This is a genomic window from Arenimonas soli, from assembly GCF_014643775.1.
GTDB classification, from domain to species: domain Bacteria; phylum Pseudomonadota; class Gammaproteobacteria; order Xanthomonadales; family Xanthomonadaceae; genus Arenimonas; species Arenimonas soli.
Genome location: NZ_BMKC01000002.1, coordinates 481,734 through 507,478 on the forward strand (window position 1 = coordinate 481,734; position 25,745 = coordinate 507,478).

Consider the following 25,745-nt stretch of genomic DNA (forward strand, 5'->3'; position numbering starts at 1 on the left):
GGTACGCAGTGGCCTAGCCTTGTTTCGACCCTGCCGCTGTTGAAGCTACCATCCGGACATGGTGCCGGTCCGGCATCGCCGGACAGGAACCGAACCATGCGACAAATCGCTTTCGCGATTGCCCTTGCGGCGGCACTGGCATCACAGGCCGCCGCCGCGACACCCCCCGAGCCCGCTGAATTCGCACGCTATGCGGAAGCGGTGCTGGCGGACGCCTATCGCACCGACGCACCCGGCGTCGCGGTGCTGGTGATGCGGGGGGATGAAGTGTTGTACCGGGGTGCGCGCGGCGAGGCCGATGTCGAAGGGAACGTGTCGCTCCAGCCGGGTGACCGCTTCCGCATCGGCTCGGTGACCAAGCCGATCACCGCGGCCGGCCTGCTGACGCTGGTCGATGCGGGCAAGGTGTCCCTGGACGATCCTCTTTCGAAATACCTTCCGGACTATCCGGGCGGCGCAGGCGTCACGATTGAACAACTGCTCAACCACACCTCCGGCATCAAGGACTACACCGGCATACCGGGCACGATGGAAGGGCCGATCCTGCGCGACGTCACGACCGCGCAGCTGGTGGACTACTTCAAGGGCGAGACGCCCGATTTCGCGCCGGGCGAAGCCTGGATGTACAGCAATTCCGGCTACGTGCTGGTCGGCGCCGTAATCGAGGCGGCCAGCGGCCAGGCCTGGTATGAATACCTAGAACAGGCGCTGTTCAAGCCGCTCGGCATGAAGGACACCGGCTACGGCGCCGACCCCGACGTTGTCGCCCGCCAGGTCAAGGGCTACATCGCAGGCGACCAGTCCCCGGCACCGCCCTTGCAGATCAGCATGACGCAACCGCATGGCGCGGGCGGCCTGGTGTCGACGGTCGACGACCTTGCGCGCTTCAGCCGCGCCTTGCACGAGGGGCGTTTGCTCAAGCCGGCGATCTACGCCCGCATGGTCACGCCGGTCGGCAGGGCCATGGACGTCGGCTATGGTTATGGCCTTGAAACGTCGGCCGTACGGGGTGCCCCGGCGCTGCAGCATAGCGGTGGCATTGCCGGCTTCAATTCGCACCTGACCTATGTGCCGGGGCCGGACATCACGGTGGCCGTGCTGCAGAACAATGAGTGGCCCTCCCCGGCGCAGGAGTCCCGTTCGCTTGCGCGCCGTCTTGCCGCCGCGGCCCTGGGCGAGCCGTATCCATCGGCGAAGCCGGTGGCCGTGGAACCTGAGGTGCTGAAGCAGTACGAGGGCGTGTATCGCGTTGACAAGGACGCCACGCGCACCTTGCGCGTGGTCGACGGCATGCTGACCGCCCGGCGCACCGATCGGCCGCGCGAGACGTTGACCGCGATCGCGGACGACACGTTCCTGTACTCCAATGGCTTCGACCGCATCCGGATCGAACGCGATGCCGCGGGCAAGGTCACCGGCATGCGCTTCTGGGCCGAGGGCGAAGGCGAGGGTGCGCTGGCCGCGCTCACGGACGAGGCATTGCCGGAACCGGTCACGTTGCCGCGCGAAGCGCTCGAGCGCCTGGTCGGCACCTACAGCGCTGACGGCGTGGAACTGAGCATCGCGCTCGAAGGTGATGCACTGAGCGGCCATATCAAGGGCCAGCCGGCGTCCGTGCCGTTCGAAGCCATCACGCCAACCCATTTCACGGGGGACATCGTCGGTGCCGAACTCAGGTTCGCGCCCGACACCGGCCCGGCCCGGAGCGTCGCGATGCGTCAGTGGGGCGAGACGATCGTCTTTGAACGCGTGCCGGCGGCAAGCCTGCCCGGGGGCGGATCCGACGAATGACCGCCCGGGGGTTCGCCGCTAACGCTCCGTGCGCCAGTTGAGCGAAGCAGCCGACTCGGTGCCGGACTCGACCGTGATGTCGAAGCCGCGGGACAGCAGGTACTTCAGCGTGATCACCTGGCCGCGGCCGACCAGCGAGATGCCGTAGCCCAGGAACAGGCGCGGCGAGAGGTATTTGCCGACGGTGAAGGTGGCGCCGCCGAGGGCGCGGCTGTCTTCGACGCCGGCGCTGTCCAGGCCCAGGCCGTCGCCGATCTGCTGGGCCAGCAGGTTGCCGCCGACCCCTAGCGCGAGTGCCGAGGCTTCGAGCTGGCTAGATTCGTTGGCGCTGGTGGACTGCAGCGGGCGGCCGAAGACCAGCCAGCTCAGCGCTTCGCTGGTGTCCATCGCAGGCGTTGAAACGATGGTGGTCACCGGGCTCAGCGCCCGGCCGCGCACCTGCACGCCGACGGTGACCTCGCCGCGCCGGCGTTCGGCCAGGATGTCGAGCGTGGGGTTGTCGACCGGGCTGGCGCTGTAGGCCAGGCGCGCGCGCTTGATGTCCAGGTCCTGGCCGTAGGCGCGGTAGCGGCCGCTGGCCTGCAGCGTGCCGGTGGCCAGGGCCGGGCGGCCCGGGGCCTGGCGGATGTCGAGCGCGCCGCCGAGCGCGCCGTCCAGGCCGAAGCCGCGCAGGCGCACGTCGTCGGCCAGGGCGATGTGCACGGCCAGGTCGAGCACGGGGCCGGTGTCGCGCGGCACTTCGGCGTCGACCAGCACCACGTCGGGCGAGGGTTCGACCGCGCCGCCGTCCAGGGCCTCGAGATTGACGCGGGCGTGGGTGACTTCGATGCGGCCGCCCACGCGCAGGCGTTCATCGCCCATCGCCACCACCAGGGCCGGGCTGGCCACCAGCTGCAGGTCGGGCGTGTCGGAGAAGGTGACCCTGTTGCCGGTCAGCGCCAGTTCCAGCGGCTGTTCGCGCGCCAGGTCGAGCGAGCCGTTCACCTGCAGCACGCCTTCGCCCGACTGCACGCGGCCGCTGAGCACGGCGGTGCCGTCGGCGGCGCCCTGCAGGTCGAACTGGCCGCCTGCCAGCGCCAGGCCCAGGGCCGGCAGTTCGGTGGCGAGTTCGCGCAGGCTCAGCAGGCCGTCCATGCGCGGCGCCGCGCGCGTGCCGGAAAAGCGCATTTCGCCTTCCAGGCGGCCGGTGGGCTCGACGATGTCGGGCGACAGCAGCTCCAGCCAGGTCAGGTCCTGCATGCGCAGCGCCAGCTGGCCCGCCACGGCGCCGTCGTCGCCGGCATCGGCGCGCAGCTCGGCCAGCAGCATGCCCTGCTGGTTGAGGCTGGCGCCGGCGCGGGCGTCCAGCGCGCCGTCTTCCAGCGTGGCGTTGACCTGCAGGTCGCGGTAGGCGAACAGGTGGCGGCGCCCGCCGCTGGATTCGGTGGCCAGGCCGCCGGTGGCGCTGGACAGGCCCAGCTGGCCATTCCAGCCACGCGCGCCTTCGCGGAACTCCGCGTCCAGCGTCAGTTCACCGTCCAGGCGCAGCGGTACGCCGGTATCGGGCAGCCAGGGCTGGGCCAGGGCCAGCGGGATGGCTTCGCCTTCGGCCCGCCACAGGCCGCGGTCGGCCTGCAGGCACAGGAAGCCGCTGGCTTCGCCGGTGACGCAGGCGGGTTCAAGGCGGAACGTGCCTCCGCCCCAGGTCCAGCTGGCCGGCGCCCGCAGGGCCAGGGCCGGCGCCCGCGGGGCGTCGAGCGTGAACTCGCGAAGTTCGCCGCGGCGACCCCGGCCATCACGCTGCGCGGTGCCGGCCATCGCCAGCTGCAGGTCGTTGCTGCGCGCCTGCAGGCGCAGGTCCATGTCGGCCTGGGTGCCGTCCACGCGCAGGGTCAGCGACTGCACGCCGCGGTCGCCATAGGCGAAGTCGGTGCCGTCCAGGACCAGGCTGCCGCGTTCGCCCGCCGCCGGGAGTTCGCCGCGCAGGCTGCCGGCGTCGAGCTGCAGCTCGCCCCAGCGCACCTTGCTGGCCTGAAGGTCGGCCACCAGTCCCGGCGCGCTGCGCGGGCCCTGGATGCGCAGGCTGCCCTCGAGCTGGCCGGCGGCGCCCTCGGCCAGGTCGGCCAGCCGCAGCGGCTGCAGCGACAGGTCCAGCGCCAGCGTGGCGCCGATGCGGCCTTCGGCGCGGATGCGGCTTTCGCCCAGCCGGGCCAGGGCGGAAAGCTGGCCGGATTGGCCCTGCCAGGCCAGCGTGGCCTGGCCGGCGATCGCGCGGCCGCGCAGGGTGCCGCGCAAGTCGGCCAGGGCCAGGTCGCCGACCCAGCCGGCGTCGGTCCGGCGCAGGTCGGCGCGCAGGCCGCCGCTGATCGCGCCGGGGTAGTCGGGCAGCAGGTAGCCCGGGTCCAGGCCGTCCAGGCGGGCGTCGAGTTTGATCGCCAGCTGCGGGTCCCATTCGACGCGGCCCTGGCCGGCGAGCTGGCCGCCGGGGGTGCGCATCGCCAGGTCTTCGAGCTGCACGCCGGTGGTGTCGCCCTGGCCGGTGGCGCGCAGCGTGGCTTGTTCGCCGTCGCGCACCAGGGTGGCGTCCAGGGTCGCGCGCCAGTCGTCGGGCAGGCCCTGCACCGACAGCGTGCCGGCGGCCTGCACGGCGGCGCCGCCGTCGGCCGGGGCCCACTGCAGGTCCTGGGCGTTGGCGGTCAGCGCGATGGGCTGTTCGGCCAGGGGATCCCAGGCGCCTTGCACGGTGAGTTCGCCCACGGGCGTCAGCAGCCGGCCCTGCTCCAGCGCCAGGCCGGCGCCGGCGAAGCGCGCCTGCAGGTCTTCCAGCGCCAGTTCGGTATCGCCCTGGGTCAGCACGATGCGGCCGCGGCCGGTGTTGCCTTCGCCCACCAGCGCGAGCACGGCGTCGAGCGGCGCGCTGTCGCTGGCGCCGCCGAACCAGTGCGGCGCGATTTCCTTGCCCTGTGCGTCCAGCGTCCAGGCCTGCCGGGAGCGGCCGTCCTCGATGGCGGCCACCAGGCTCCAGGGACCGCCCGCCGTGCCACTGGCCTCGGCGCGCATGCTGTCGACGTTGCCGCGCATGGAAAGCTGCAGCCGGGCGTCCTGCTCGCCCTCGGGCGCGACCAGGCGCAGTCGGCCGTCGAGTTCGGTGCGGAAGTTTTCGGCGGGCAGGTAATGGCCCTTTGCCAGGGCGTCGCCCCAGCTGCCGCTGCCGCTCAGCCGGGTGAAGCGCAGGCCGTCGTGCACGAAGACAAGGTCCTCGGCGGCCAGGGTGGTCACCGCGAACACCGACTCGTCCCCGCGGGTGACGCGAAGGCCGGCCACGGTGGCGGTCTGCGCCGACAGTTCGAAGGGCAGGGGCAGGGTGGGCAGCAGCTCGGGCCAGGCGGTCCACGGCGTCGGACCTTCGTCGGGCACGGGCGCCAGCCAGACGTGCACCGCGTCCGCTTCCAGCCTGCGCAGGCGCAGGGCGCCGGTGAGCAGCGCGCCGGGCCGCGGCGCAAGGAGCAGGCGGTCGGCGCTGACCCGCACGCCGTCGCCCTGCCAGCGCACGCCGTGCAGCACCAGGGTGCCGCCCAGGGTGCCTTCGGCCGATTCCCAGGACAGCGCGTCTTCGCCCAGGCGCGACTGCAGCCAGGACAGCGTGGTGTCGCGGCCGCCGGCGCTGGCCAGCAGCCAGGCCAGGGCCAGGGCGAACATCACGACCACGACCAACAGCGACCACGCCGTGCGGCGGGGCCAGCGGCGCGGCCGGGCGACCGGGGCAGGCGAGGCGTTCACAGGTCCGGCCCGATGGTCAGGTGCAGGCGCAGCGTGTCCCGCGCGTCGTCGCCCAGGCCGTGGGCCAGGTCCAGCCGCACCGGCCCGACCGGCGAACGCCAGCGCACGCCGACGCCCACGCCAAGCTGCATGTCGAAACTTTCCGAGTTGAAGTCGTCGAAGGCATCGCCGGCGTCCACGAACACCGCGCCGCCCCATTCGCGGGTGAACATGCGCTCGAACTCGACGCTGGCGACCACCAGGTGCCTGCCGCCGATGATGTAGTCGCGATTGTCGAAGCCGACGAAATGTTCGCCGATGTCGCGGTGGCCGTAGCCGCGCACGCTCTGGTCGCCGCCGGCGTAGAAGCGCAGCAGCGGCGGGAACGCGTCGAAGTCGTCGCTCAGCGTCGTGCCCAGTTCGGCGCGCAGCAGGATGCGGTTGCGCCAGCCCAGCGACCGCACCCAGTTGGCTTCGGCGCGCGCCTGCAGGAAGTCGATGTCCGAGCCGATGCCGGTGTGGCCGCCGCGCAGTTCGACGTGCAGCGAATGGCCGCGGCGCGGGTAAAGCGGGTCGTCGGCGACGCGCCAGCTCGCGCTCAGCTGCGGATACACCAGCGTCGAATACGCCAGCGCGTTGCCGGTGGTCGGGTCGTCGAAGCGTTCGCGCCGGAAGTGCAGGCCGGCCACCAGGGTCCAGTCGCCGAGCTGGCCGCTGCGGCTGCCGACCACTTCAAGTACTTCCGAGTCAATGAAGTCGATCGGGTCCTGGCGCAGGCTGGCACTGGCGGTGTACCAGCCGTCGAGCCAGGCGAAGGCCGGGATGCGGTAGGCGACATTGGCTTCGTTGCCGCGCTGGGCCAGTTCGACGTTGGCCAGCAGCTTGTGGCCGCGGTCGTTGAGCCAGCGCCGCTCCAGGCCGCCGGTGACGCCGGCGCCCTTGTCGGTGGAATAGCGCAGGCCGGCGCTGTAGATGCTGCGCTTGGCCGGCGTCAGGCGCACGTCCACGGGGACGGTGCTGCCGCCGTCTTCCGGCGGTTCGGCGCGCACGTCGATGCCGGCGAAATAATCCAGCGCCGCCAGGCGCTGCTGCAGGTCCACCACCCGCGACTGGTGGTAGGGCGTGCCCGGCTCCCAGTCCACCAGCTTTTCCAGCAGGCCGTCGCGGAACGGGTGGCCGCTGAAGCTCGCTTCGCCCAGGCGGTAGCGCTCGCCCGATTCCCAGGTCAGGAAGATGTCGGCCAGGCCTTCGCCCCGGTCCACTTCCACCCGGTGGGTTTGCAGGCGCGCGTTGAAATAACCGCGCTCGCGCAGCAGGGCGTCGATGCTGGCCTTCGATGCCTCGTACAGGTCGTGGCGCAGCGGCTCGCCCTTGCGTGGCCGCAGCCAGCGCAGGCGGCGGGTGATCGCTTCGTCGGCGCCGGCTTCGCCGGTGACCTGGATGTCGCGTTCGTCCACGCGCACCGGCTCGCCGGCGCGCACGGTGACGATGACCGTCACCGCCTCGCCGTTCCGGCGCACGTCGGTTTCGGCCCTGGTGTCGTAATAGCCGAAAGGTTCCAGGCCGCGGGCCACGTCGCCCGGTACCTGCCGCAGCAGGTAGTCGAGCTGGCCTTCGCCGACGTCGGCGCGCTGGCGGGCGTCGAGCGCCACCAGCGACAGGGCGGCGCGCACGTTGGCCAGTTCGGCTTCGTCTTCCAGGCCGCGCACTTCGACACCGCGCAGCTCCAGCGCGACCGCCGGCAGGGCCGGCAGCATCAGGGAAAGGGCCAGCAGGGATGCCGGCAGCAGTGAAGCGGGCTGGCGGGGGGACGTCACCGCACCAGCATAACCGCAGCCTGTCGCCACGCCGTTGTGCGGGCGTGACGACGTTGGGCTGTCGCTCAGCCGGCCGACAGCTGTTCGACCGCCGCCACCGTGGCGAAACGATCGGCGACGCCGCGCAGCAGGGCCAGGCGGTTGTCGCGCAGGCCGGTGTCTTCGGCCATCACCATGGTGCGGTCGAAGAAGTTGTCCACCGGGCCCTGCAGCTTGGCCAGGCGCTTTAGCGTGCCGACGTAGTCGCGCTTGGCCAGCATCGGGTCGGTGTCGGCCAGGGCCGAGGCCAGGGCGTCGTGCAGGGCCTGTTCGGCGGGCTCGGCCAGCTTGCCCTTGTCCACCGCGTCGGGGATGGGCGACTCGACCTTGCGCAGGATGTTGCGGATGCGCTTGTTGGCGGCGGCCAGCGCCCCGGATTCGCGCAGGCGTGCGAACTCGGCGATGGCCTTGAGCCGGCGGTCGAAGTCGAGCAGCGACGCCGGGCGCACTTCGGCCACCGCTTCGAACTGCAGGCCGGGCACGTTCTGGTCGGCGTAATAGGCGCGCAGGCGGTCGAGGATGAAATCCAGCAGCTCGCCCTGGTCGAGCGGCAGGCCCGCCGGCAGGTTCTTCGCGGCGGCGTCCACCAGCGCCGGCAGCTCGAGCTCGAGTTCACCTTCGATGATCGTGCGCGCCAGGCCCAGCGCATTGCGGCGCAGGGCGAACGGGTCCTTGTTGCCGGTGGGCTTGAGGCCCGCGGCGAAGCCACCGGCCAGGGTGTCCAGGCGTTCGGCGATGGCCAGCACCCGGCCCAGTGGCGAAGGCGCGATGGCATCGCCGCCGAAACGCGGCTGGTAGGCCTCGTCGATGGCGGCGGCAACGGCCTCGGGTTCGCCGGCGGCGGTGGCGTAATACCGGCCGGCGGTGCCCTGCAGTTCCGGGAACTCGCCCACCAGGCGGCTTTGCAGATCGGCCTTGGCCAGGCTGGCGGCGCGCCGCGCCTGGTCGGCGTCCAGGCCCAGCATGCCGGCGATGTGGCCAGCCAGCGCCGCGACGCGGCCGGACTTGTCGGCCACGCTGCCGAGCTTTTGCTGGTAGGTGACGCTGGCCAGGCCGTCGGCCATCGAGGCCAGGCCCTGCTTGAGGTCTTCGTCGTAGAAGAAGGCGGCGTCGGCGAAGCGCGGGCGGATGACCCGCTCGTAGCCCTTGCGCACTTCGTCCGGGTCCTTGGACTCGATGTTGGCGATGCCGATGAACTTTTCGCTGAGCTTGCCGTCGGCGTCCATCACCGGGAAGAACTTCTGGTTGGACTCCATCGTCAGCACCAGGGCTTCGGACGGCACCCGCAGGAAATCCTTGTCGAAGCTGCACAGCACGGCCTTGGGCCATTCGACCAGGCAGTTCACTTCCTCGAGCAGCGCCGGCGGCACCCGCGCCTCGCCGCCGGCGAGCTTCGCGGCGGCCTTGATCTCGGCGCGGATGCGCTCGCGGCGTTCGCGCGGGTCGGCCAGCACCCTGGCTTCGCGCATGGCCTGCAGGTATTCGCCGGCTTCATTGAGCCACACGCCCTTGGCGTGGTGGAAACGGTGGCCGCGGCTCATGCGGTCGGACTTCAGGCCCAGCACTTCGCCGGGTGCGACCTCGCGGCCGAACAGGATCACCAGCCAGTGCGCCGGGCGCACGAACGAGTAGTCGCGCTCGCCCCAGCGCATGGGCTTGGGCACCGGCAGCGCCTTGAGGGCTTCGGCGACGATGTCGGCCAGCAGGTCCGAGGTGGCCGCACCGGGGCGCGAGCTGCGGAAGACGAAGCGCATGCCCTTGGCGTCGGTGACGCGGTCGAGCTTGGTCCAGTCCACGCCGTTCTTCTGGGCGAAGCCCAGCAGGGCGGGGGTGGGCTGGCCCTGGGCGTCCAGGCCGATGTTGGTGTACGGGCCCGGCACTTCGCTGCGCTGCATGGGCTGCTGCGTGGCCACGGCCGGCAGGAACACCGCCAGGCGGCGCGGGGTGTAGAGCGGGCCGGCGGGCAGGTCGCCGCCGCCGGCGTCCCGGACCTCGATGCGCCGTGCGGCCAGGCCCTTGAGCACGCCGTCATGGAAGGCCTGGGCCAGTTCGGGCAGGGCTTTGGGCGGCAGCTCTTCGGTGCCCAGCTCGACCAGCAGCGGCAGGAAATCAGCCATGGGTGGCCTCCTTGCTCTTCAATCCGGGGAATCCCAACTTCTCACGTTGTGCGAAGTAGGCTTCGGCCACGCCGCGCGACAGGGTGCGCACGCGCAGGATGTAGCGCTGGCGCTCGGTGACCGAGATGGCCCGGCGCGCGTCGAGCAGGTTGAAGCTGTGCGAGGCCTTGCAGACCTGTTCGTAGGCGGGCAGCGGCAGGCCCAGCTCCACCAGCTTCAGGGCCTCGCGTTCGCAGGCATCGAAGCGGTGGAAGAGTTCCTCGACGTCGGCGTGTTCGAAGTTGTAGGTGCTCTGTTCGACTTCGTTCTGGTGGTAGACGTCGCGGTAGGTCACCGGCTGGCCGTCGGGGCCGACGGTCCAGACCAGGTCGAAGACGTTGTCGACGTTTTGCAGGTACATGCACAGGCGTTCGAGGCCGTAGGTGATCTCGCCCGTCACCGGGCGGCACTCCAGGCCGCCGGCCTGCTGGAAATAGGTGAACTGGGTGATTTCCATGCCGTTGAGCCAGACCTCCCAGCCCAGGCCCCAGGCGCCCAGGGTCGGCGACTCCCAGTTGTCCTCGACAAAGCGCAGGTCGTGCACCAGCGGGTCGACGCCCAGCGCCCTGAGCGAGCCGATGTAGCGTTCGACGATGTCGTCGGGATTGGGCTTGAGCACCACCTGGTACTGGTAATAACGCTGCAGGCGGTTGGGGTTTTCACCGTAACGGCCGTCGGTGGGGCGGCGGCAGGGCTGCACGTAGGCGGCGTTCCACGGCTCCGGCCCCAGCGCGCGCAGGAAGGTGGCCGGGTGGAAGGTGCCGGCGCCGACCTCGAGGTCGAGCGGCTGGACCAGGACACAACCCTGTTCGCCCCAGTACTGGTTCAGGCGCTGGATCATTTCCTGGAAGGTCGGTGCGGTCATCGCGGTTTCGCCCTGTCCAAAGCAGGCTAGTATAGCCGCCGCCTGCGCTGCCGCCTTTTCCGCCCCCTGATGAAACCCTTCCTCGTCCTTGAAACCGGCGATCCGGTCCCGAGCCTTCGCCGCCACGGCGGGTTCGGCCACTGGATCCGCGTCGCCGCCGGCCTGCCGGGCCGGGAATCGCACGTGGTGCGGGTTTTCGAGGGCGAAGACCTGCCCGATGCCGGCGCATTCGCCGGCGTGCTGATTTCCGGCTCCGGCGCCATGGTCACCGACCGCCAGCCCTGGTCCGAACGCACCGCCGGCTGGCTGCGCGGCACCGCCGAAGCCGGCCACCCCGTGTTCGGCATCTGCTACGGCCACCAGCTGATCGCCCACGCCCTGGGCGGCAGGGTGGACGACAACCCGCAGGGCCGCGAAATGGGCACGGTCTGCCTGGACCTGGCCGACGGTGCCGGCCGGGACCCGCTGTTCGACGGTTTCCCCGGCCAGGTGCCGGCCCAGGCCACCCACCTGCAGACCGTGGTGCAGCCGCCGCCCGGTGCGCAGGTGCTGGCGATGTCGGGCCGCGACGATTGCCAGGCCTTCCGCTGGGGCGAGGCCACCTGGGGGGTGCAGTTCCACCCCGAGTTCAGCGTCGGCATGATGCGGGGCTATATCCGCGCCCGCGCCGACGCCCTGCGCAAGGAAGGCACCTGCCCGCGCGAGCTCGCGCAGGCGGTGCGCCCGACCCCGGCCGCACGACGCGTGCTGCGGCGCTTCATCCACCTGGCGCGCCAGCGCGCCCGCAACGGAGCCAGAAACCCATGAGTCCCTCCACTGTTGGCATGGCCGCCCCCTTCCGCTGGCTGCGCAAGGCCTTCGACGTCGGTCGCCGTAATCCCAAAGCGCTGTTCGGCGCGATCGCCCTGGTCATCGTGGTGGTGGTGGCGATGACGATGGCGCAAACGTTCCTGCAGGTCCTGACCCAGGGCTCGATGTCCGGCCTGGTGGTGGTCATGGTGCTGATGACCGCGGTGAACTGGGTGGTAATGCCGCCGCTGGTGGGCGGCCTGTTCCGGGTGGTGGACGCCACCGACCGTGGCCTGCCCGTGGTCGCCAGCGACGTCTTCAACGCCTATGGCCGCGGCCAGGGCGGCAAGCGCCTGGTCCTGGTTTCGCTGGTGTATTCACTGGCCTACGTGGGGTTCGCGGGGCTGATGCTGCTGACCCCGCTGGGCCAGTTCTTCCGCGAGTACTTCGCCATCGCCCTGGCCACGCCGGTGGGCGGCGAGCCGGACATGGCGGCGCTGCAGGCGCTGATGGCGAACACTTCGCCGTCGGCCTTCCTGTGGCTGCCGGTGGTGGCGATCGTGATGTTCACCTGGCTGCATGCCTCGATGCTGGCCCTGGCCACCGCGGCCCTGCGCGAGGTGGACGTGGCCACGGCGGTGGTCGCGGGCGCCATGGCGGCGCTGCGCAACTTCCTGCCGCTGCTGGGCTTCATGCTGGTGATGCTGGTCGGCGGCTTCGCCGCGATGCTGCTGGTCGGGCTGGTTCTGGGGCTGCTGATGGCGCTGCTGGCGATGGCCAGCCCGGTGCTGGTGGTGCTGGTGATGTTCCCGCTGATGCTGCTGGTGATGCTGGCGGTGTACGCGATGGTGTTCGCGTTCTACTACCACGGCTGGCGCGACATCTTTGGCCTGGCCGACGCGCCGGCGCCGCCGACCGAAGGCGCGCTCGAGGTCTGAGCCCGGGTCAGGGCTGGCCGGCCTTCCAGGCTTCCACGGCCAGCAGCAGGTACTGGCTGCCCACCGCCATCAGCAAGGCGACCACCAGCAGGGCCTGGGCCCACAGCCAGTAGCGGCCCCAGCGCGGCATCCGGGAAGTGGCCCCGGGTGCCAGCACCACCGAGGTGCCGGCCACCAAGTCGTGCAGGGCGCGGCCATCGCGGCGGATCGCCGCCATCGCATGACCCAGGTGCAGCAGCAGCCACGACGGCGCCCCGGCGACAAACCGCAGCGCGATGCGGCCCGGGCCCGGGCGGCTGCCGTCGGCGGCCACCACGCGCAGGCCGGCCAGGCGCTTGCCGGGGCTGGCCTGCCAGGGCGAGGCCTCGAAGGCGATGAACCAAAGGGCCGCCAGGGCCACGACCACCAGGGCCGCGGTTCCGAGCGCCTCCAGCCAGGTGGCCACCATGGCCAGCAGCACCTGGCGCAGGGCGGGGTCGGCGCTCCATCCCGGCAAGTCGCCCAGGGCATGGCCGCCGGCGGCTTCCGAGGCGGCCATCAGGTCGTACATGCGCAGCTCGGCGTCGGCCATGTGCCGCCAGGTCCGGTCCAGCATGCGCTGGCCGGTCTGCCACAGCAGCGGCACCGACACCGCCAGGGGCACCAGCAGGTCCAGGCTGTAGGCCGCGTAGCGGCGCCAGAAGCCGGCCGGGCGCATCGCTCAGGCGGCCTTGGGGTTCCGCGCCAGCAACACGCCCGCGAGGATCCCCAGCTCGTAGAGCAGCCACATCGGGACGGCCAGCATGATCTGGGACACCACGTCCGGCGGCGTGATGATGGCGGCCAGCACGAATACGCCGACGATCACGTAACCACGCGCCTCGCGCAGCTGGGCGGGCGTCACCACCTTGAGCAGCACCAGCACCACCACCGCCACCGGCATTTCGAAGCTCAGGCCGAAAGCCAGGAAGATCACCAGCAGGAAATCGAGGTAGCGGCTGATGTCGGGCATCATCGCGACGCCGTCGGGCGTGGTGCCGGACAGGAAAGCGAAGACCGTCGGCAGCACCAGGAAGTACGCGAAGGCGCAGCCGACGTAAAACAGCCCGATCGCCGCCACCAGCAGGGGCCGGGCCAGGCGCTTTTCCTGCTGGTACAGCCCGGGCGCGACGAACGCCCAGGCCTGGTAGGTCAGCACCGGCATGGCGACCATGACCGCGGTGAAGAACGCCACCTTGATCGGGATGAAAAAGGGCGAGGCGACCTCGATCGCCACCAGCTGGCCGCCTGCCGGCAGCGTGGCCAGCAGCGGCGCGGCCAGTCGTGCGTAGAGCTCGTTGGCGAAGGGAATCAGCGCCACGAACACCACCACCACGGCCAGCACGCCCCTGAGCAGGCGCGAGCGCAGCTCCAGCAGGTGGCCCATCAGGCTTTCTTCGCGCGGCGCGGCCGGTTCAGTCATCGCGGCGCGGGGGCAGCAAGGAGGGCTGGGTGGGGGCGTCGTCCGGGTCGTTCCCGGCCTGCGCCTGATCGTCGGCCTGGCTGGGCTGGCCGGGGTCGGTTCCGGGCGCGGGCGCTGGCGGCGCTTCGTCGCGGGCCGTGGCTTCGGCTTCGCGCAGGGCGCTGCCGGCCTGGGCGCTGGTTTCGTCGAGTTCCTTGCGGATGTCCTCGATGTCGCCGCGCAGGTCGCGGGCCGGGTCGCCGATGCTTCGTTTCAGGTCCTCGGCGGCCATTTCGCGTTCGAACTCGGACTTCACCGAATACCACTGCGCGCGCGCCTTGCGCACCCACAGGCCGGTGAAGCGCGCGGCGCGCGGCAGGCGCTCGGGGCCGAGCACCACCAAGGCCACCACCGCGACCACCAGCAGTTCGGAGAAGCCCAGGTCAAACATGGCGGGGCCAAGGCCGGCCGGGGGCCGGGCTCAGGAGTCCTTGTTCTGGCTGTCCTGCGGCGCACCTTCGCGCGGCTTGTCGCCGGCGTCGCGGCGTTCACTGCCCAGCTGCGAAGGCGGCGTTTCGTCGCCGTCCTTGAGGCCCTTCTTGAAGCCCTTGATGCCCTCGCCCAGGTCCTTGCCGACGTTCGACAGCTTCTTGGTGCCGAACACCAGCAAGACGACCACGAGCACGATGACCCAATGCCAAATGCTGAAACTGCCCATCTGCGTGCGTCCCGCGAATTAGGAATGCCCGGAGTCTAGCGCAGGCGGGCCTGGCCCGCCCTGGCCATCAGTCCTGGGAAACGGTGTTTTCCTCGAGCCTGTCGCGGAAATCCACGACCGGGGTCGGCGCCGCCGGGGTGCGGCCCTCGAAGATCTGCCGGGGGGTGGTGTTCTTGCCGTAGACGCGCTGGTTGGCCGTGTGGTCCATGCGCAGCCAGGTGCCGTCCAGGGACACGCCGGCGAACAGGCCGCGGGCGCGCGAATAGCTGTAGATCTCGGCCTTGAGCTGTTCGTCGGTGCTGGCCTGGGCGCTGCGACCCACCGGGCCGGCGGCCACCGAGGCGTCGGCACCCAGGGTGAACTTGCCGTTGACGATGTTGTTGACGCCCCGTTCGGAGCGGAACACCAGGATGACGTCGGCCGACTGCACGCCGGCCTGGAAGCCGACGCTGCCGCCGCCGAGCTTGATGAAGCTGGGGTTGGACCAGGTGCCGTCGGCGGTGCGCACCGAAATCAGGCCCTTGCCGCCGCGGCCGCCGATGATCAGGCCGGCCTTGACCACATCGGGGATGACGGCGATGGCATAGGCCTCGTCGAACATCTTTTCCGGGATGGCGGTTTCCGGGATGCGCATGATCTCGCCCAGCACGCGGGCGGCATCGGCGGCCTTGGCTTCTTCCTTCTCGCCGGCCAGGGCGGGGGCGGCGGGCAGCGCCAGCGCGAACGCGGCGAACAGGATGGCAAGGATTCGGGTCATGGGGCGGTCTCCGGGTGGGCGCAACGGCCTGAGTATGGGGGCGGGCTATGAACCTTGGGTGAGCCACGCCTTCACCCTGCGGATGATAAGTTTCCCACAGCATCCCATCATCTCCCGGCATGAAACCCTACCTCGACGCCCCCGTTCCCGCGCCCGGCCCCGGCCGCACGGCGCTGCTGCTGGTCAACCTGGGCACGCCCGACGCGCCGACGCCGGCGGCGGTGCGCCGCTACCTGGCGCAGTTCCTGCACGACCACCGGGTGGTCGAGCTGAGCCGCTGGATCTGGTGCCCGCTGCTGCACTTCGTGATCCTGCCGCTGCGCTCGCCGCGGGTGGCGCGCAACTACGCCTCGGTATGGATGCCCGACGGCTCGCCGCTGCTGGTGTATGGCCAGCGCCTGGCCCGGCAGATGCAGCACGCCCTGCCCGACGTGCAGGTGCGCCTGGCCATGCGCTACGGCAACCCGTCGGTGCCCGAGGTGCTGCGCCAGCTGCAGGCCGAGGGCATGCAGCGCCTGCTGGTGCTGCCGCTGTACCCGCAGTATTCGGCCTCGACCACGGCGGCGGTGATGGACGCGGTCACCGCCGAACTGGCGACCTGGCGGCGCGCGCCCGAGCTGCGTTTCATCGCCGACTACCACGTCGATGCCGGCTGGCTGGACGCGCTCGAGGCCCGCGTGCGCGCGCACTGGGACCTGCACGGCCGCGCCGACCGCCTGGTGATGTCCTTCCACGGCCTGCCCAAGCGCTTTGAAACCGCCGGCGACCCCTACCCGCGCCAGTGCGAGGCCGGTGCCCGCGCCCTGGCCACCCGGCTGGAGCTGGCCGACGACCAGTGGCTGCTGACCTACCAGTCGCGCTTTGGCCGCGAGGAATGGCTGCAGCCCTACACCGACAAGACCCTGGAAGCCCTGGCCCGCGACGGCGTGAAAACCCTGGACGTGGTCTGCCCGGGTTTCGCCAGCGACTGCCTGGAAACCCTGGAGGAAATCGCTGTCGAAAACGACGACGTCTTCCGCGCCGCCGGCGGCGAGGCCCTGCGCTACATCAGCGCGCTCAACGACGAACCCGGCCACGTGGCCGCCCTGTCGGCGCTGGCGCGCCGGCACCTGCAGGGCTGGCCGCACTGATGCAGGAGATCAGGCTGGACACCGCGCGCGGGCCGCTGGCCGCGCTGCGCGGCGGCGACCGGTCGGGCCCGAAGCTGCTTTGCCTGCACGGCTGGCTCGACAACGCCGCCAGCTTCCTGCCGCTGGCGCCGCACCTGGCGGACTTCGACTGGGTGGCGCTGGACCTGCCCGGGCACGGGGCGTCTTCGCACCGGGCGCCGGGTTACGACTACGCCTTCGCCGACTGGCTGCACGACGTGCTCGACGCGCTTGATGCCCTGGACTGGCCGCGGGCCGACCTGCTGGGGCATTCCATGGGCGGCGCCATCGCCTGCGTGCTGGCCGCCGCCGCGCCTTCGCGCGTACGGCGGGTCGCTCTGGTGGAAGCCCTGGGCCCGGTGGCCGGCGACCCGGCCAAGGCCGGCGAACGCGTGCGCGACGCCGTGGCCGCGCGCCGCGACAAACCCGCGCGCCCGCCGCGCGTATTGCCCGACGTGGATACGGCCGTGGCCGCGCGCCTGGTCGCCAGCCGCATGTCGCCCGAGGCCGCGCGGCTGATCGTCGAGCGCAACCTGCGCGCCGTCGACGGCGGCTACGCCTGGCGCAGCGACCCGCGCCTGACCTGGCCCGGCCACGTGCGCATGGACGAAGCCACCATCCAGGCCATGCTGCGCGCCATCGAGGCGCCGGTGCGGGTGGTCGCGGCCGATCCGTCGCCGCCGTATTTCAGTCCTGACGTGCGCGAAGCCCGCCTGGGCTGCCTGCGCGAGGCCAGCGTGGTGGTGCTGCCGGGTGGCCATCACCTGCACATGGAACAGCCCGACGCCGTGGCCGCGGCGTTGCTGGACTTCCTGCGCGGCTAATCGCCCGCCGGGCCGACGGTCACCGCCAGCGTGGTGCCGCCGCCGGCTTCTTCGACGAAGTTGGCTTCCAGGTGCCGGCCGGCCTTGTCGAAGCCGGCCACGCGCACGATGGCGTCGGCCTGCACGGTGGCTTCGGTCCAGCCGGCCGCGCGCTGCGCCCGGCGGAACTCGTCGAACACCAGGGCCAGGCTGCGCGGGCTGTGCGCACCCAGCGAGATGGTCGCGCCCAGCTGGGTGGCGTTGGTGATGCTGGCGTCGCGCGGCAGCGGCACGTCGGCGGGGAAGTCGGCGGGCAGCGACAGGTTGTCGCCGCTGGTGGCGCGGTAGAGCCCGGCCTCGGTTTCCAGGGTGAGCTTGCGTTCGCCGTCGGCCGCCTGGCTTTCGGCGGCCTGCTGGCGGGCGTTGGCCTCCAGTGCCTTGTCCACCAAGGTTTCCGGGGCGCCGACGGGCTCGTCGCCGCAGGCACTGCACAGCAGGGCGGCGAGGCAGGCGGTCAGCAGGTGGCGGGTGGACGGGGCCAAGGGGGCTCCCCGGCAAGGGCTTACCGGGTCAAACGCGCCAGTGTCGCCTTCAAGGCCAAACCTTCGCCGCGCAGGTAGTCGCGTTCGAGTCGCCAGTGCGGCCAGCGGGCTTCCACCTCGCGCCAGAAGCGCGGGGAATGGTCGGCGTGCAGCAGGTGGCAAAGTTCGTGCACCAGCACGTATTCGAAGGCCGAGGGGCGGCCCAGCACCAGGGCCAGGTCCAGCGACACGGCGTCGCCCGGGCTGAGCGATCCCCACAGCGAAGACAGCGCGCGCAGGCGCAGCGACGAGGGCGGCCGCGGCAGGCCCGGCAGGTAGCGCGGCAGCCAGCGGCCCAGGTCGGTGCGCGCCTGCTGCAGGTAGAAGTCGCGCAGCGCGGCGCGGGCGCGGCGGTCGTCGGCGCGCTCGGGCAGCTGCAGTTCGATGCCGTGCCCGGTCAGCGTGGCGCGCGCGAAGCGGCCTTCGCGCCAGGCCAGCGGTGCATGCGCGCCGCGCAGGGGCAGGGGGTCGGCCCAGTCGCGGCCGAACAGCGGGGCCTGGTCCGGGTGCTGGCGGTCGAGCTGGTCGGCCAGCCAGTCGCGGTGTTCGTGCAGGAAGGCGTCGGCCATGCGCACCGAGGCCGCGGTCGGCAGGGTCAGGCGCGCGCCCTTGTCGGAAACGATCAGGCGCAGCCGGCGCGCGCGCCGGTCGCGGACCCAGCGCACCGGCACCTCGCGGCCGTCGGCCAGTGCCAGCGGCCGGATTTCGGCCGCGGGCGGGGCGGGGCGCTTGGTTCGCAGGAACATGGGCGCCAATCTACCGCGGGACGGGGTCAGGCGTCGGCGCGGCTGAACTTCAGGGCCGGTTCGAGCACCGCGAACAGGCGCTTGAGCTCACCGGACATCAGCGCGAAGCGGGCGTCGAGCTCGGCCGCCACGCCATCGGCTTCGGTGCCCTCGAGCTGGTCGACGGCGCCGTCGAGGAACTTGAGCTTGCGCAGCACCAGGTCTTCGCCGAGCACGAAGCCGACGTGGTCGTCGAGCACCAGGGCCAGGCGCGTGACCTGCTTGCCGGCCTCGAGGTGCTGGCGGATTTCGTCCACCTGCAGTTCGTGGCGGCTGCAGCGCACCACGGCACCGCCGTCCACCGGGTCCTTGAGTTCGCATTCGTCGCCCAGCGACAGGCCCGGCGGCAGCGGTTCGCCGGCCAGCCAGCCGGTGAGGATGACGCGCACCGAGGCTTCGGCGTTCAGCGGCAGGGCCGGGAAGCTGCCCAGGGCGTGGCGCAGTTCCGAGACCAGGTTTTCGGCGGTCTTGCGCGAGCTGGTGTCCACGGCGATGAAGCCGTGTTCGAGGTCGAGCGTGGCCGAGCAGCGCACCGGCCGCACGAAGGCGCGCGGCAGCAGTTCAAGCACGATGTCTTCCTTCAGGCGCTTGCGGGCGCGGCCACCCAGGCGGCGGCCTTCCTTTTCTTCGATCTCGGCGAGCTTGCGGCCCAGCTGGTCGTTGATGACGGCCGACGGCAGCAGGCGGTCTTCGCCGCCCAGGGTGATCCAGATGGCGTCGCCGACGCGGTGGCTCATGGTCGCGCCGTCACGGCCGAAGGGCGAGATGAAGCCACGCGACATCAGCTCGGACGGACCGACCGGCTTGAGCTTGCACTCTTCCAAGCGGGCGTCGAGGTCGTCGAGGGTCTTGGCGAGGGTGGTCGGGAAGCGGAAGAACGTGAGGTTGCGAAAAAACATCAAAACTCCAAATCCAAGGTGAGACGGTCAGTCTTCGGTGATTTCGGGTGCGCCGACGGCGAGCCAGGCGTTGGCGTCAGGCAGGGGGCCGTCGCCGTGGCGGCCCAGGGCGGCGAAGTCGAACAGGGCCGGGTCGGCCAGTTGCGCGGGGCGCACGTCGGCCAGGGCGCGGGCGATGGTTTCGCTGCGGCCGGGGCTTTCCTTTTCCCAGGCGGCCAGCATGCGGGCGACCTGCTTGCGCTGCAGGTTTTCCTGCGAGCCACACAGGGTGCAGGGGATGAGGGGGAACTGTTTGAAGTCGGCGTAGGCCACCAGGTCGGCTTCGCGGCAGGTCGCCAGGGGGCGGATGACCACGTGTTCGCCGTCGTCGCTGAGCAGCTTGGGCGGCATGCTGGCCAGCTTGGCGTGGAAGAACAGGTTCATGAAGAACGTGGCCAGCAGGTCGTCGCGGTGATGGCCGAGCGCGATCTTGGTAAAACCATTCTCCTTGGCGTGCCGGTACAGCGCCCCGCGGCGCAGGCGCGAGCACAGCGAGCACATGGTCTTGCCCTCGGGCACCACGCGCTTGACCACCGAGTAGGTGTCCTGCTCGATGATGGTGAAAGGCACGCCGAGCGAACGCAGGTAGTCGGGCAAGACATGTTCCGGGAAGCCCGGCTGCTTCTGGTCGAGGTTCACCGCCACCAGATCGAACTGCACCGGCGCCTTCTGGCGCAGCTGCAGCAGCAGGTCGAGCATCGCGTAGCTGTCCTTGCCGCCGGACAGGCAGACCATGACCTTGTCGCCGTGCTCGATCATGCCGTAGTCGGCGATGGCCTGGCCGACCTGCCGGCGCAGGCGCTTGGCCAGTTTGGCGCGCTCGTGCGCCTGCCTGCGCGCGACGCCTTCGGGCGTCGGCTGGCGGGGCAGCGGATCGTGCAGGACCAGGGTCATGGCGGGGATTGGAACGATGGCGAAACGGTCGCCCATTCTACCCCTGTCGCCCGGCCCGCCGGGGCGCTAGGCTAGCGGGGAACCGGGAGAGCGCATGGCCACGGAAGATCCCGCCAAGATCACTGCCCAGCTGGTCGAGCTGCGGGTCGAACACCGCGACCTCGACGAGGCCATCGCGCGCCTGGCGGTCGACCGCGACGCCGACGAGCTGACGCTCAAGCGCCTGAAGAAGCGCAAGCTGCGCATCAAGGACATGATCATCGCGCTCGAAAGCCGGCTTATCCCCGACCTCGACGCCTGAACCCACCCGCGCGCCGACGTGACGGCGGCCTCAGGCCGTCGTTTCTTCGTCGCCGCGCGACTTCGCCACCTTGCTGACCGCTTCGGGCGAAAGCTTGGCGATGGTGTGGCGCAGGTCGCGGCCCAGCACCACCTTGGCGTCCTTTTCCCAGGCCGTCAGCGGCTCGTCGAAATCGAGCTTGCCGTTTTCGGCGATCCAGACCAGCTTCATCTCGCGCAGCTTGTGGATGAAGCCGCGGAACAGGGTCTTGTCGAAGAACTCCGGCGCGGCCGGCGCGTAGAGCAGGCTCAGGCGCTGGGCGGTGAGCTGGCACAGGGTCTCGAGCTCGCCCGAGCTGAGCGTGCGCGGGCCGTTCTTCACCAGCGTGGTGATGGCGATGAAATAGCGCTCGAAGGCCTGCTGCAGGCTGTGGGCGACCGCGCGCAGGCGGAAGACTTCGTCGGTCTGGCCGGGGCCGCGCGACAGGTAGCCGCCGTCGTCCTCGCTGGCCATGGTCAGCAGGCCCTCGGCGACGAACAGGTCCACCGTGGCTTCCAGGCGCTGAACGAAGCCGTCGGCGTCCCAGGGCAGGAACAGCTCCTCCTGCACGAACGGATAGATCGTGCGGCCCAGGCGCAGCAGGCCCGAGCGGCTCATGCGCCGGTTGTTCTGGAAACACAGCGCCACCCACGACGCCGCCGCGAACAGATGCAGTACGTTGTTGCGGAAATAACTCTGCAGCACCGCCGTTTCGCCCTCGACGCTGAGCACGGCGCCCAGCGGATGGTCGGTGCGGGTGAGCACGCCGATCTTCTCGCCGTAGGCGATGATCTCGGCCGGTTCGAGTTCGGTGACCGTGACGCGCTCGGAATACGGCAGTGCCGCCAGCAGCTTCTTGTACAGGCCCAGCTGCGCCAGCAGGTCGGCCTCGGACATGGCGTGCTTGGGCGTGGCCAGCAGGGCCAGGGCCAGCAGGTTCACCGGGTTCACGTCGGCGGCGCGGTTGATGTTGACCTGGATGCGGTTGGCGATGTCCTCGACCGCGGTGTTGAGCCAGGCCGGCTTTTCGTCCGGGTTGGCGGCGTTGCGTTCGCGCCAGTCCGGCGCATGCACGGCCAGCACCTGGTCCAGGAAGATCGGCTCGCCGAAGTTCACCGCCACCTTGCCGTAGTGCTGGCGCAGGATGCCGGCGGCGGCCTTGAGCAGGGCCCAGACGGTTTCCTTTTCCTTGGGCTGGCCGGTCAGCTCGTCGAGGTAGCTCTTGCCCTCGATCAGCTTTTCATAGCCGATGTAGACCGGCTGGAACACCACCGGACGGCGCGGGGCGCGCAGGAAGGCCTTGAGCGTCATCACGATCATGCCGCCCTTGGGCGGCAGCAGCCGGCCCGTGCGCGAACGGCCACCTTCGATGAAGTACTCCAGCGAAAAACCTTCCGACACCAGCTGGGCCACGTATTCGCCCAACACGGCCGCGTAAAGCGCATTGCCCTTGATCGACCGACGGATGAAAAACGCGCCGCCGCGGCGAAGGATCGGGCCCAGCACCGGCATGTTGAGGTTGACGCCCGCGACGATGTGCGGCGGAACGACGCCGCGGCTGTAGAGCAGGTAGCTCAGCAGCAGGTAGTCCATGTGGCTGCGGTGGCAGGGCACGTAGATCACCTCGTGCCCGGGCGCGACCTGCTTGAGCGTGTCCATGTGGTGCACGTTCAGGCCGTCGTAGATGCGGTTCCAGAAGCCGGTGAGCGCGAACGAGGCCGAGCGCACCACCGGGTTGGAATAGTCGGCGGCGATCTCCCAGGCAAACCCGTGCGCTTTTTTCCAGGCGTCGAGGTATTCCGTGCCGTCGCGCCGGGCCTGGTCGGTGATCGCCTTGCGCACCGGTTCGGCGTCGAGCACGCGGTCCACCAGCAGGCGGCGCGTGGACAGGTCCGGGCCGATCACCGCGGTCTTGATGCGCCGGAAGTGCGCGCGCAGCACCCGGCTGACCTTGCGCACCTGGCGTTCGTGCGGCATGTCGTCGCCCAGGATTTCCCAGACCCGCACACCCGGCGAGAACTGCACCACCGTGTCGCGGCCATTGAGCAGGATCGCCAGCAGCCGGCGGAAGCGGCCCACCAGCGCCCAGTTTTCCGAGAACAGCACCGAAAACCAGCCCGACTGCCGCGCCGGCGCCCGGCCGACGAAGATCGACACCGGCACCAGCTGCACGTCCTGGTCGGGGTAGAGGCGGTGCGCCATGAGCAGGCGCGACAGCGCATCGGAATGGCTGCGGTTGCGCGGCCGCCCGAACACGCCGGCGCGCCGGCGCGACAGCGCCACGTAGGCACGCTTGCGGCCCAGCGGATCCCCCGGCAGCGCGGCCAGCGGCGACGGCAGGCCGGCTTCGCGGCAGGCGCGGTCGAGGATCAGGGTGTTCGACAGCCCGTAGTTTTCGATGACGTAGCAGATCGGCCGGTCCAGGTCGAAGGGCGCTTCGGCGGGCTCGCGCTTGATTTCGATCCAGGGCTTGAGCAGCGCTTCCATGAAGCGCGCCCAGAGCGGCGGCTTGCCGGGCGGACGAGGGGGCTGGCCCGGCGCGGGCGTGTTGACGGCGTCCATGCGTGCTGGCTCAGTCGGCGCTGCCGGCGCCCGTCGTCGCGGGCTCCGCGTTGGGGTTGGCAGACTGCTCGGCGGGGTCCGGGCCGGCTTCGGCCAGGTCGGCTTCGGCCTGGCGGATCGCGTCGGCGCTGTACCAGCCTTCGCCCACGCGCTGCATGTCCATCTCGAAGCTGATGGTTTCATCCAGCAGCGGGTAGCTGACCTTCACGCGGGCCCGGTCGCCTTCGCGCGAGACCAGCGCGGCTTCGACGCCGTCGAGCGAGGCGTCCAGGTCCATGTCGTAGGCCTTGGCGGCCTGCTTGATGCCGGCCAGGGCGATACCGCCCTTTTCCATCGCCGGCATCATTTCCAGCGCGCGGGCGTCTTCCAGGGTCGGCAGGTCGAGTTCGCGGGCGGTGGCGCTGAGCGCGGCGATGGCCTCCCGGGCCCGGGCGCGGTCGGTGAACAGCGCCGGCTGGGCCCAGCCCAGCAGGGTGGACACCAGTTCCTGGCCATGGGACTTCTCGGAGGCGCTGAGTTCGGTGTTGGCCTCGATGGCGGCGTTGAGGAAGATTCCGGCGGTGGCCTGCATCAGCGGCCACTGGCCGGCGATCTCGGTTTCGAACTCGACCAGCTTGGGCTCGATGTCGCGCAGCAGGGCCTGTTCGGCGTCCGGCGCCATCAGGCGCGACATCATGTCGGCGTACTCGCGGGCTTCTTCCGGGTCGGGCGGCGTGGCTTCGGCCAGGCGGCGGTTCCACAGGGCTTCGGTGCGCGCATGCAGCTCGGGCGGCAGGCCCAGCCGGGACCAGCGCACCAGGTCGTTGGCGCGCAGGGCCTGGGCCTGGGCTTCGACGGCGGCGACCGGGCTGCCGGGCACGGTCGAGGCGTCTTCGGCCGGCGGGTCCCGGCGGCAGGCGACCAGGGCGAGCGCGATCAGCAGCAGGGCGGCCAGGGCCCGGAGGTTCGGGAATCGGATCATGCGGCGTGAATACCGTCGGGATTGGCGGCCGAATCTACCAGATCGGGTGTTCAGGGCCCGTTTCCCGCGGCCCCCAGGGCCTGGCGGACCTGGGCCTGGATGGCCTCGGCGGCCGCCACCGGGTCGGCGGCGTTGCGGATCGGCCGGCCCACCACGATGTAGTCGGCGCCCGCCGCGAAGGCTGCGGCGACGTCCACGGTGCGCTTCTGGTCGTCGCCGGCGGGGCCGGCCGGGCGGATGCCGGGGCAGACAACCAGGAAGCCCGGTCCGGTGGCCTGGCGGATCGCGCCGGCTTCCTGGCCCGAGGCGATGACGCCGTCGCAGCCGGCGGCCTGCGCGGCCAGGGCACGTTCGACCACGACCTGCGAAGGCTCACGATCGATGCCCATTTGCCGAAGATCGCTGCGGTCCATGGACGTCAGCACGGTGACCGCCAGGAGGCGAATGTCGCCCTTCTCCTGCGAAGCTGCGTGCATCATGGCGTGATGTTGGCCGTGGATGGTGCACAGGGAAACCGGATAGCGGCGCAGGCCGCGCAGGGTCGCGGCCACGGTGGCGGGCACGTCGTGGAACTTCAGGTCCACGAACACCTGCTTGCCGCGCCCGGCCAGGTCTTCGAGCACCCGGAAGTAGTCGCCGCTGGTAAGCAGCTCCATGCCGATCTTGTAGAAGCCGACCGCATCGCCCAGGCGGTCGACCCAGGCAGTGGCTTCGGCGGCCGTGGGCACGTCCAGGGCGAAGATGAGGCGGTCGCGGGCGGGGATCATGGGCTTACTCGGCGTAGTGCAGGGCGTCGAGCTTGCGCTGGCGGCGCTCGGCCTCCGGCAGCTCCCAGGCGTTGTTGAACAGGGCCGGCTCCCAGCTGCCGTAGGTCGGGTTGGGCAGCACGAACCAGCGTTCACCGAACCAGGCCAGGTAAGGCTGCAGGGCCCGCTTGCGGCCGGCCGGGGTGTTGGCGTCGATGCTGACCATGTCGCCGATCTGGTCGCCGAACTGCATCAGCACCCGGTGCGTGCGGCCGACGTGCTGGCGGCGGCAGCCCTTTTCCGAGCCGTGCTGTTCGCAGCCTTCGACGAAAAAGCCCAGGCCCAGGAACTGGTCGTCGGACTGAATCGGGAAACCGACGGCCTTGAGGTTGGCAACGGTGGCGTCGTTGAGGTGGGCGGCGCGGTTGGAGACGTAGAAGAGGGTGACGCCGCGTTCGGCGGCGGCCTTGGCGAACTCCAGCGCGCCCGGCACCGGCCGCGCTTCTTCTTCACGCACCCAGGCGTCCCAGGTGACTTCGTTGTAGCTGCCGCCGTCGCGCACCAGGCGGGCCTGGTAGGGCGAGTTGTCGAGCACGGTTTCGTCGATGTCCACGATAACCGCCGGCGGCAGGCCGTCGGGCGGGTTGGCCCGCTCGGACGGCACCAGGGCGTCCCAGCCGGGGGTGTTGATGGCGCGGTCGAGTTCCTTGCTGGCGGCCAGGAAGGTCTGGACGGTAAGCAGCGAGTATTCCTCGGCGGTCTGCACCCAGGCCACGGCGTTCATGTTGTCGTTGGCGGCGGGGCCGGCGGCGACCGGGGCCGGTTCCGGCGCCGGGGTTTCCGCCGGCGCGCGGCTCGGCGCGGTCTGGCAGGCGGCCAGGGCCAGCACGAGGGCGGACAGCGACAGGGTGCGCAAGGGGGTCATCGGCGGGTTCCTTTCTCGAAGGCCGCCGATTCTACCCGGCGCCTGCGACGGCGTC

General features: G+C 70.9%; 22 protein-coding genes and 1 pseudogene. 6 read left to right on the top strand and 17 right to left on the bottom strand.

The features are described from left to right. Positions 1–96 precede the first annotated feature (96 nt). Complete coding sequence (locus IEX13_RS10310; RefSeq protein ID WP_188663831.1) at positions 97–1,791, top strand: serine hydrolase; 1,695 nt, start codon at positions 97–99, stop codon at positions 1,789–1,791. Positions 1,792–1,809: 18 nt separating this feature from the next. Here IEX13_RS10310 and IEX13_RS10315 read toward each other — a convergent pair whose 3' ends face one another. The 4 genes from IEX13_RS10315 to glyQ form a co-directional block, all read right to left on the bottom strand. After that, on the bottom strand, positions 1,810–5,550 hold the full coding sequence (locus tag IEX13_RS10315) for a translocation/assembly module TamB domain-containing protein (protein WP_188663833.1): 3,741 nt from the start codon (positions 5,548–5,550) through the stop codon (positions 1,810–1,812). Then, positions 5,547–7,346: an autotransporter assembly complex protein TamA gene (locus IEX13_RS10320; RefSeq protein ID WP_188663835.1), complete on the bottom strand. Its 1,800-nt coding sequence runs from the start codon at positions 7,344–7,346 to the stop codon at positions 5,547–5,549. The genes IEX13_RS10315 and IEX13_RS10320 overlap by 4 nt, the downstream gene beginning before the upstream one ends. A gap of 65 nt (positions 7,347–7,411) precedes the next feature. After that, positions 7,412–9,502 (bottom strand): glycine--tRNA ligase subunit beta, encoded by a 2,091-nt coding sequence (glyS, locus tag IEX13_RS10325; protein WP_188663837.1) that lies wholly within the window; start codon positions 9,500–9,502, stop codon positions 7,412–7,414. Further along, complete coding sequence (gene glyQ, locus IEX13_RS10330) at positions 9,495–10,406, bottom strand: glycine--tRNA ligase subunit alpha (protein ID WP_188663839.1); 912 nt, start codon at positions 10,404–10,406, stop codon at positions 9,495–9,497. Before glyQ ends, glyS begins: the two co-directional genes overlap by 8 nt. Positions 10,407–10,475: 69 nt before the next feature. On the opposite strand from glyQ, the gene IEX13_RS10335 reads away from it, so the two are divergent. Continuing rightward, positions 10,476–11,213, top strand: coding sequence for a glutamine amidotransferase (locus IEX13_RS10335; RefSeq protein WP_188663841.1), 738 nt, complete (start codon positions 10,476–10,478; stop codon positions 11,211–11,213). A 17-nt stretch (positions 11,214–11,230) separates the two neighbouring features. Beyond that, complete coding sequence (locus IEX13_RS10340; protein ID WP_188663843.1) at positions 11,231–12,133, top strand: hypothetical protein; 903 nt, start codon at positions 11,231–11,233, stop codon at positions 12,131–12,133. 7 nt (positions 12,134–12,140) lie between these two features. Here IEX13_RS10340 and IEX13_RS10345 read toward each other — a convergent pair whose 3' ends face one another. The 5 genes and pseudogenes from IEX13_RS10345 to IEX13_RS10365 form a co-directional block, all read right to left on the bottom strand. Beyond that, positions 12,141–12,830 carry an RDD family protein gene (locus tag IEX13_RS10345; RefSeq protein ID WP_188663844.1) on the bottom strand — a complete coding sequence of 230 codons (690 nt, stop codon included), beginning with the start codon at positions 12,828–12,830 and terminating at the stop codon, positions 12,141–12,143. A 3-nt stretch (positions 12,831–12,833) separates the two neighbouring features. Beyond that, a complete protein-coding gene (gene tatC, locus IEX13_RS10350; RefSeq protein WP_188663864.1) occupies positions 12,834–13,574 on the bottom strand; it encodes a twin-arginine translocase subunit TatC in 741 nt (246 codons plus the stop codon). After that, positions 13,567–14,004, bottom strand: coding sequence for a Sec-independent protein translocase protein TatB (gene tatB, locus IEX13_RS10355; protein WP_188663866.1), 438 nt, complete (start codon positions 14,002–14,004; stop codon positions 13,567–13,569). The genes tatC and tatB overlap by 8 nt, the downstream gene beginning before the upstream one ends. A 30-nt stretch (positions 14,005–14,034) precedes the next feature. Next, entirely contained in the window at positions 14,035–14,271 is a 237-nt protein-coding gene (gene tatA / locus IEX13_RS10360; RefSeq protein WP_188663868.1) for a Sec-independent protein translocase subunit TatA, read from the bottom strand. An 82-nt stretch (positions 14,272–14,353) separates the two neighbouring features. Further along, a pseudogene (locus tag IEX13_RS10365) lies at positions 14,354–15,028 on the bottom strand (lipid-binding SYLF domain-containing protein); the annotation flags it as partial. Between the two features lie 119 nt (positions 15,029–15,147). Between IEX13_RS10365 and hemH the strand changes: the two are divergent. Together hemH and IEX13_RS10375 are read left to right on the top strand one after the other, a co-directional pair. Beyond that, the gene (gene hemH / locus IEX13_RS10370) at positions 15,148–16,158 is read left to right on the top strand and encodes a ferrochelatase (protein ID WP_188663871.1); all 1,011 of its coding nucleotides are present in this window, start codon (positions 15,148–15,150) and stop codon (positions 16,156–16,158) included. After that, positions 16,158–17,000 carry an alpha/beta fold hydrolase gene (locus IEX13_RS10375; protein WP_188663873.1) on the top strand — a complete coding sequence of 281 codons (843 nt, stop codon included), beginning with the start codon at positions 16,158–16,160 and terminating at the stop codon, positions 16,998–17,000. Before hemH ends, IEX13_RS10375 begins: the two co-directional genes overlap by 1 nt. Here the strand turns inward: IEX13_RS10375 and IEX13_RS10380 are convergent. Genes IEX13_RS10380 through ttcA form a run of 4 tightly spaced genes read right to left on the bottom strand, consistent with a single transcriptional unit; the run spans position 16,997 to position 20,177 of the window. Further along, a complete protein-coding gene (locus IEX13_RS10380; protein ID WP_188663875.1) occupies positions 16,997–17,521 on the bottom strand; it encodes a hypothetical protein in 525 nt (174 codons plus the stop codon). The two genes, IEX13_RS10375 and IEX13_RS10380, sit on opposite strands and share 4 nt — an antisense overlap. Before the next feature lie 20 nt (positions 17,522–17,541). Beyond that, a complete protein-coding gene (locus IEX13_RS10385) occupies positions 17,542–18,306 on the bottom strand; it encodes a YgjP family zinc-dependent metalloprotease (RefSeq protein WP_188663876.1) in 765 nt (254 codons plus the stop codon). Positions 18,307–18,332: 26 nt separating this feature from the next. Continuing rightward, positions 18,333–19,244, bottom strand: coding sequence for a recombination-associated protein RdgC (locus tag IEX13_RS10390; RefSeq protein ID WP_188663878.1), 912 nt, complete (start codon positions 19,242–19,244; stop codon positions 18,333–18,335). 27 nt (positions 19,245–19,271) lie between these two features. Further along, a complete protein-coding gene (gene ttcA, locus IEX13_RS10395; protein ID WP_188663880.1) occupies positions 19,272–20,177 on the bottom strand; it encodes a tRNA 2-thiocytidine(32) synthetase TtcA in 906 nt (301 codons plus the stop codon). 94 nt (positions 20,178–20,271) lie between these two features. On the opposite strand from ttcA, the gene IEX13_RS10400 reads away from it, so the two are divergent. Continuing rightward, positions 20,272–20,478 (top strand): YdcH family protein, encoded by a 207-nt coding sequence (locus IEX13_RS10400; RefSeq protein WP_188663882.1) that lies wholly within the window; start codon positions 20,272–20,274, stop codon positions 20,476–20,478. A gap of 30 nt (positions 20,479–20,508) precedes the next feature. Here IEX13_RS10400 and plsB read toward each other — a convergent pair whose 3' ends face one another. Genes plsB through IEX13_RS10420 form a run of 4 tightly spaced genes read right to left on the bottom strand, consistent with a single transcriptional unit; the run spans position 20,509 to position 25,690 of the window. Further along, positions 20,509–23,121, bottom strand: a complete 2,613-nt coding sequence (gene plsB, locus IEX13_RS10405) for a glycerol-3-phosphate 1-O-acyltransferase PlsB (RefSeq protein ID WP_425489103.1) — start codon at positions 23,119–23,121, stop codon at positions 20,509–20,511. Continuing rightward, positions 23,069–24,019, bottom strand: a complete 951-nt coding sequence (locus IEX13_RS10410; RefSeq protein ID WP_188663893.1) for a hypothetical protein — start codon at positions 24,017–24,019, stop codon at positions 23,069–23,071. The genes plsB and IEX13_RS10410 overlap by 53 nt, the downstream gene beginning before the upstream one ends. 50 nt (positions 24,020–24,069) lie before the next feature. Further along, complete coding sequence (gene pyrF / locus IEX13_RS10415) at positions 24,070–24,786, bottom strand: orotidine-5'-phosphate decarboxylase (RefSeq protein WP_188663895.1); 717 nt, start codon at positions 24,784–24,786, stop codon at positions 24,070–24,072. 4 nt (positions 24,787–24,790) lie between these two features. After that, the gene (locus IEX13_RS10420) at positions 24,791–25,690 is read right to left on the bottom strand and encodes a 5'-nucleotidase, lipoprotein e(P4) family (protein ID WP_188663897.1); all 900 of its coding nucleotides are present in this window, start codon (positions 25,688–25,690) and stop codon (positions 24,791–24,793) included. Positions 25,691–25,745 lie beyond the last annotated feature (55 nt).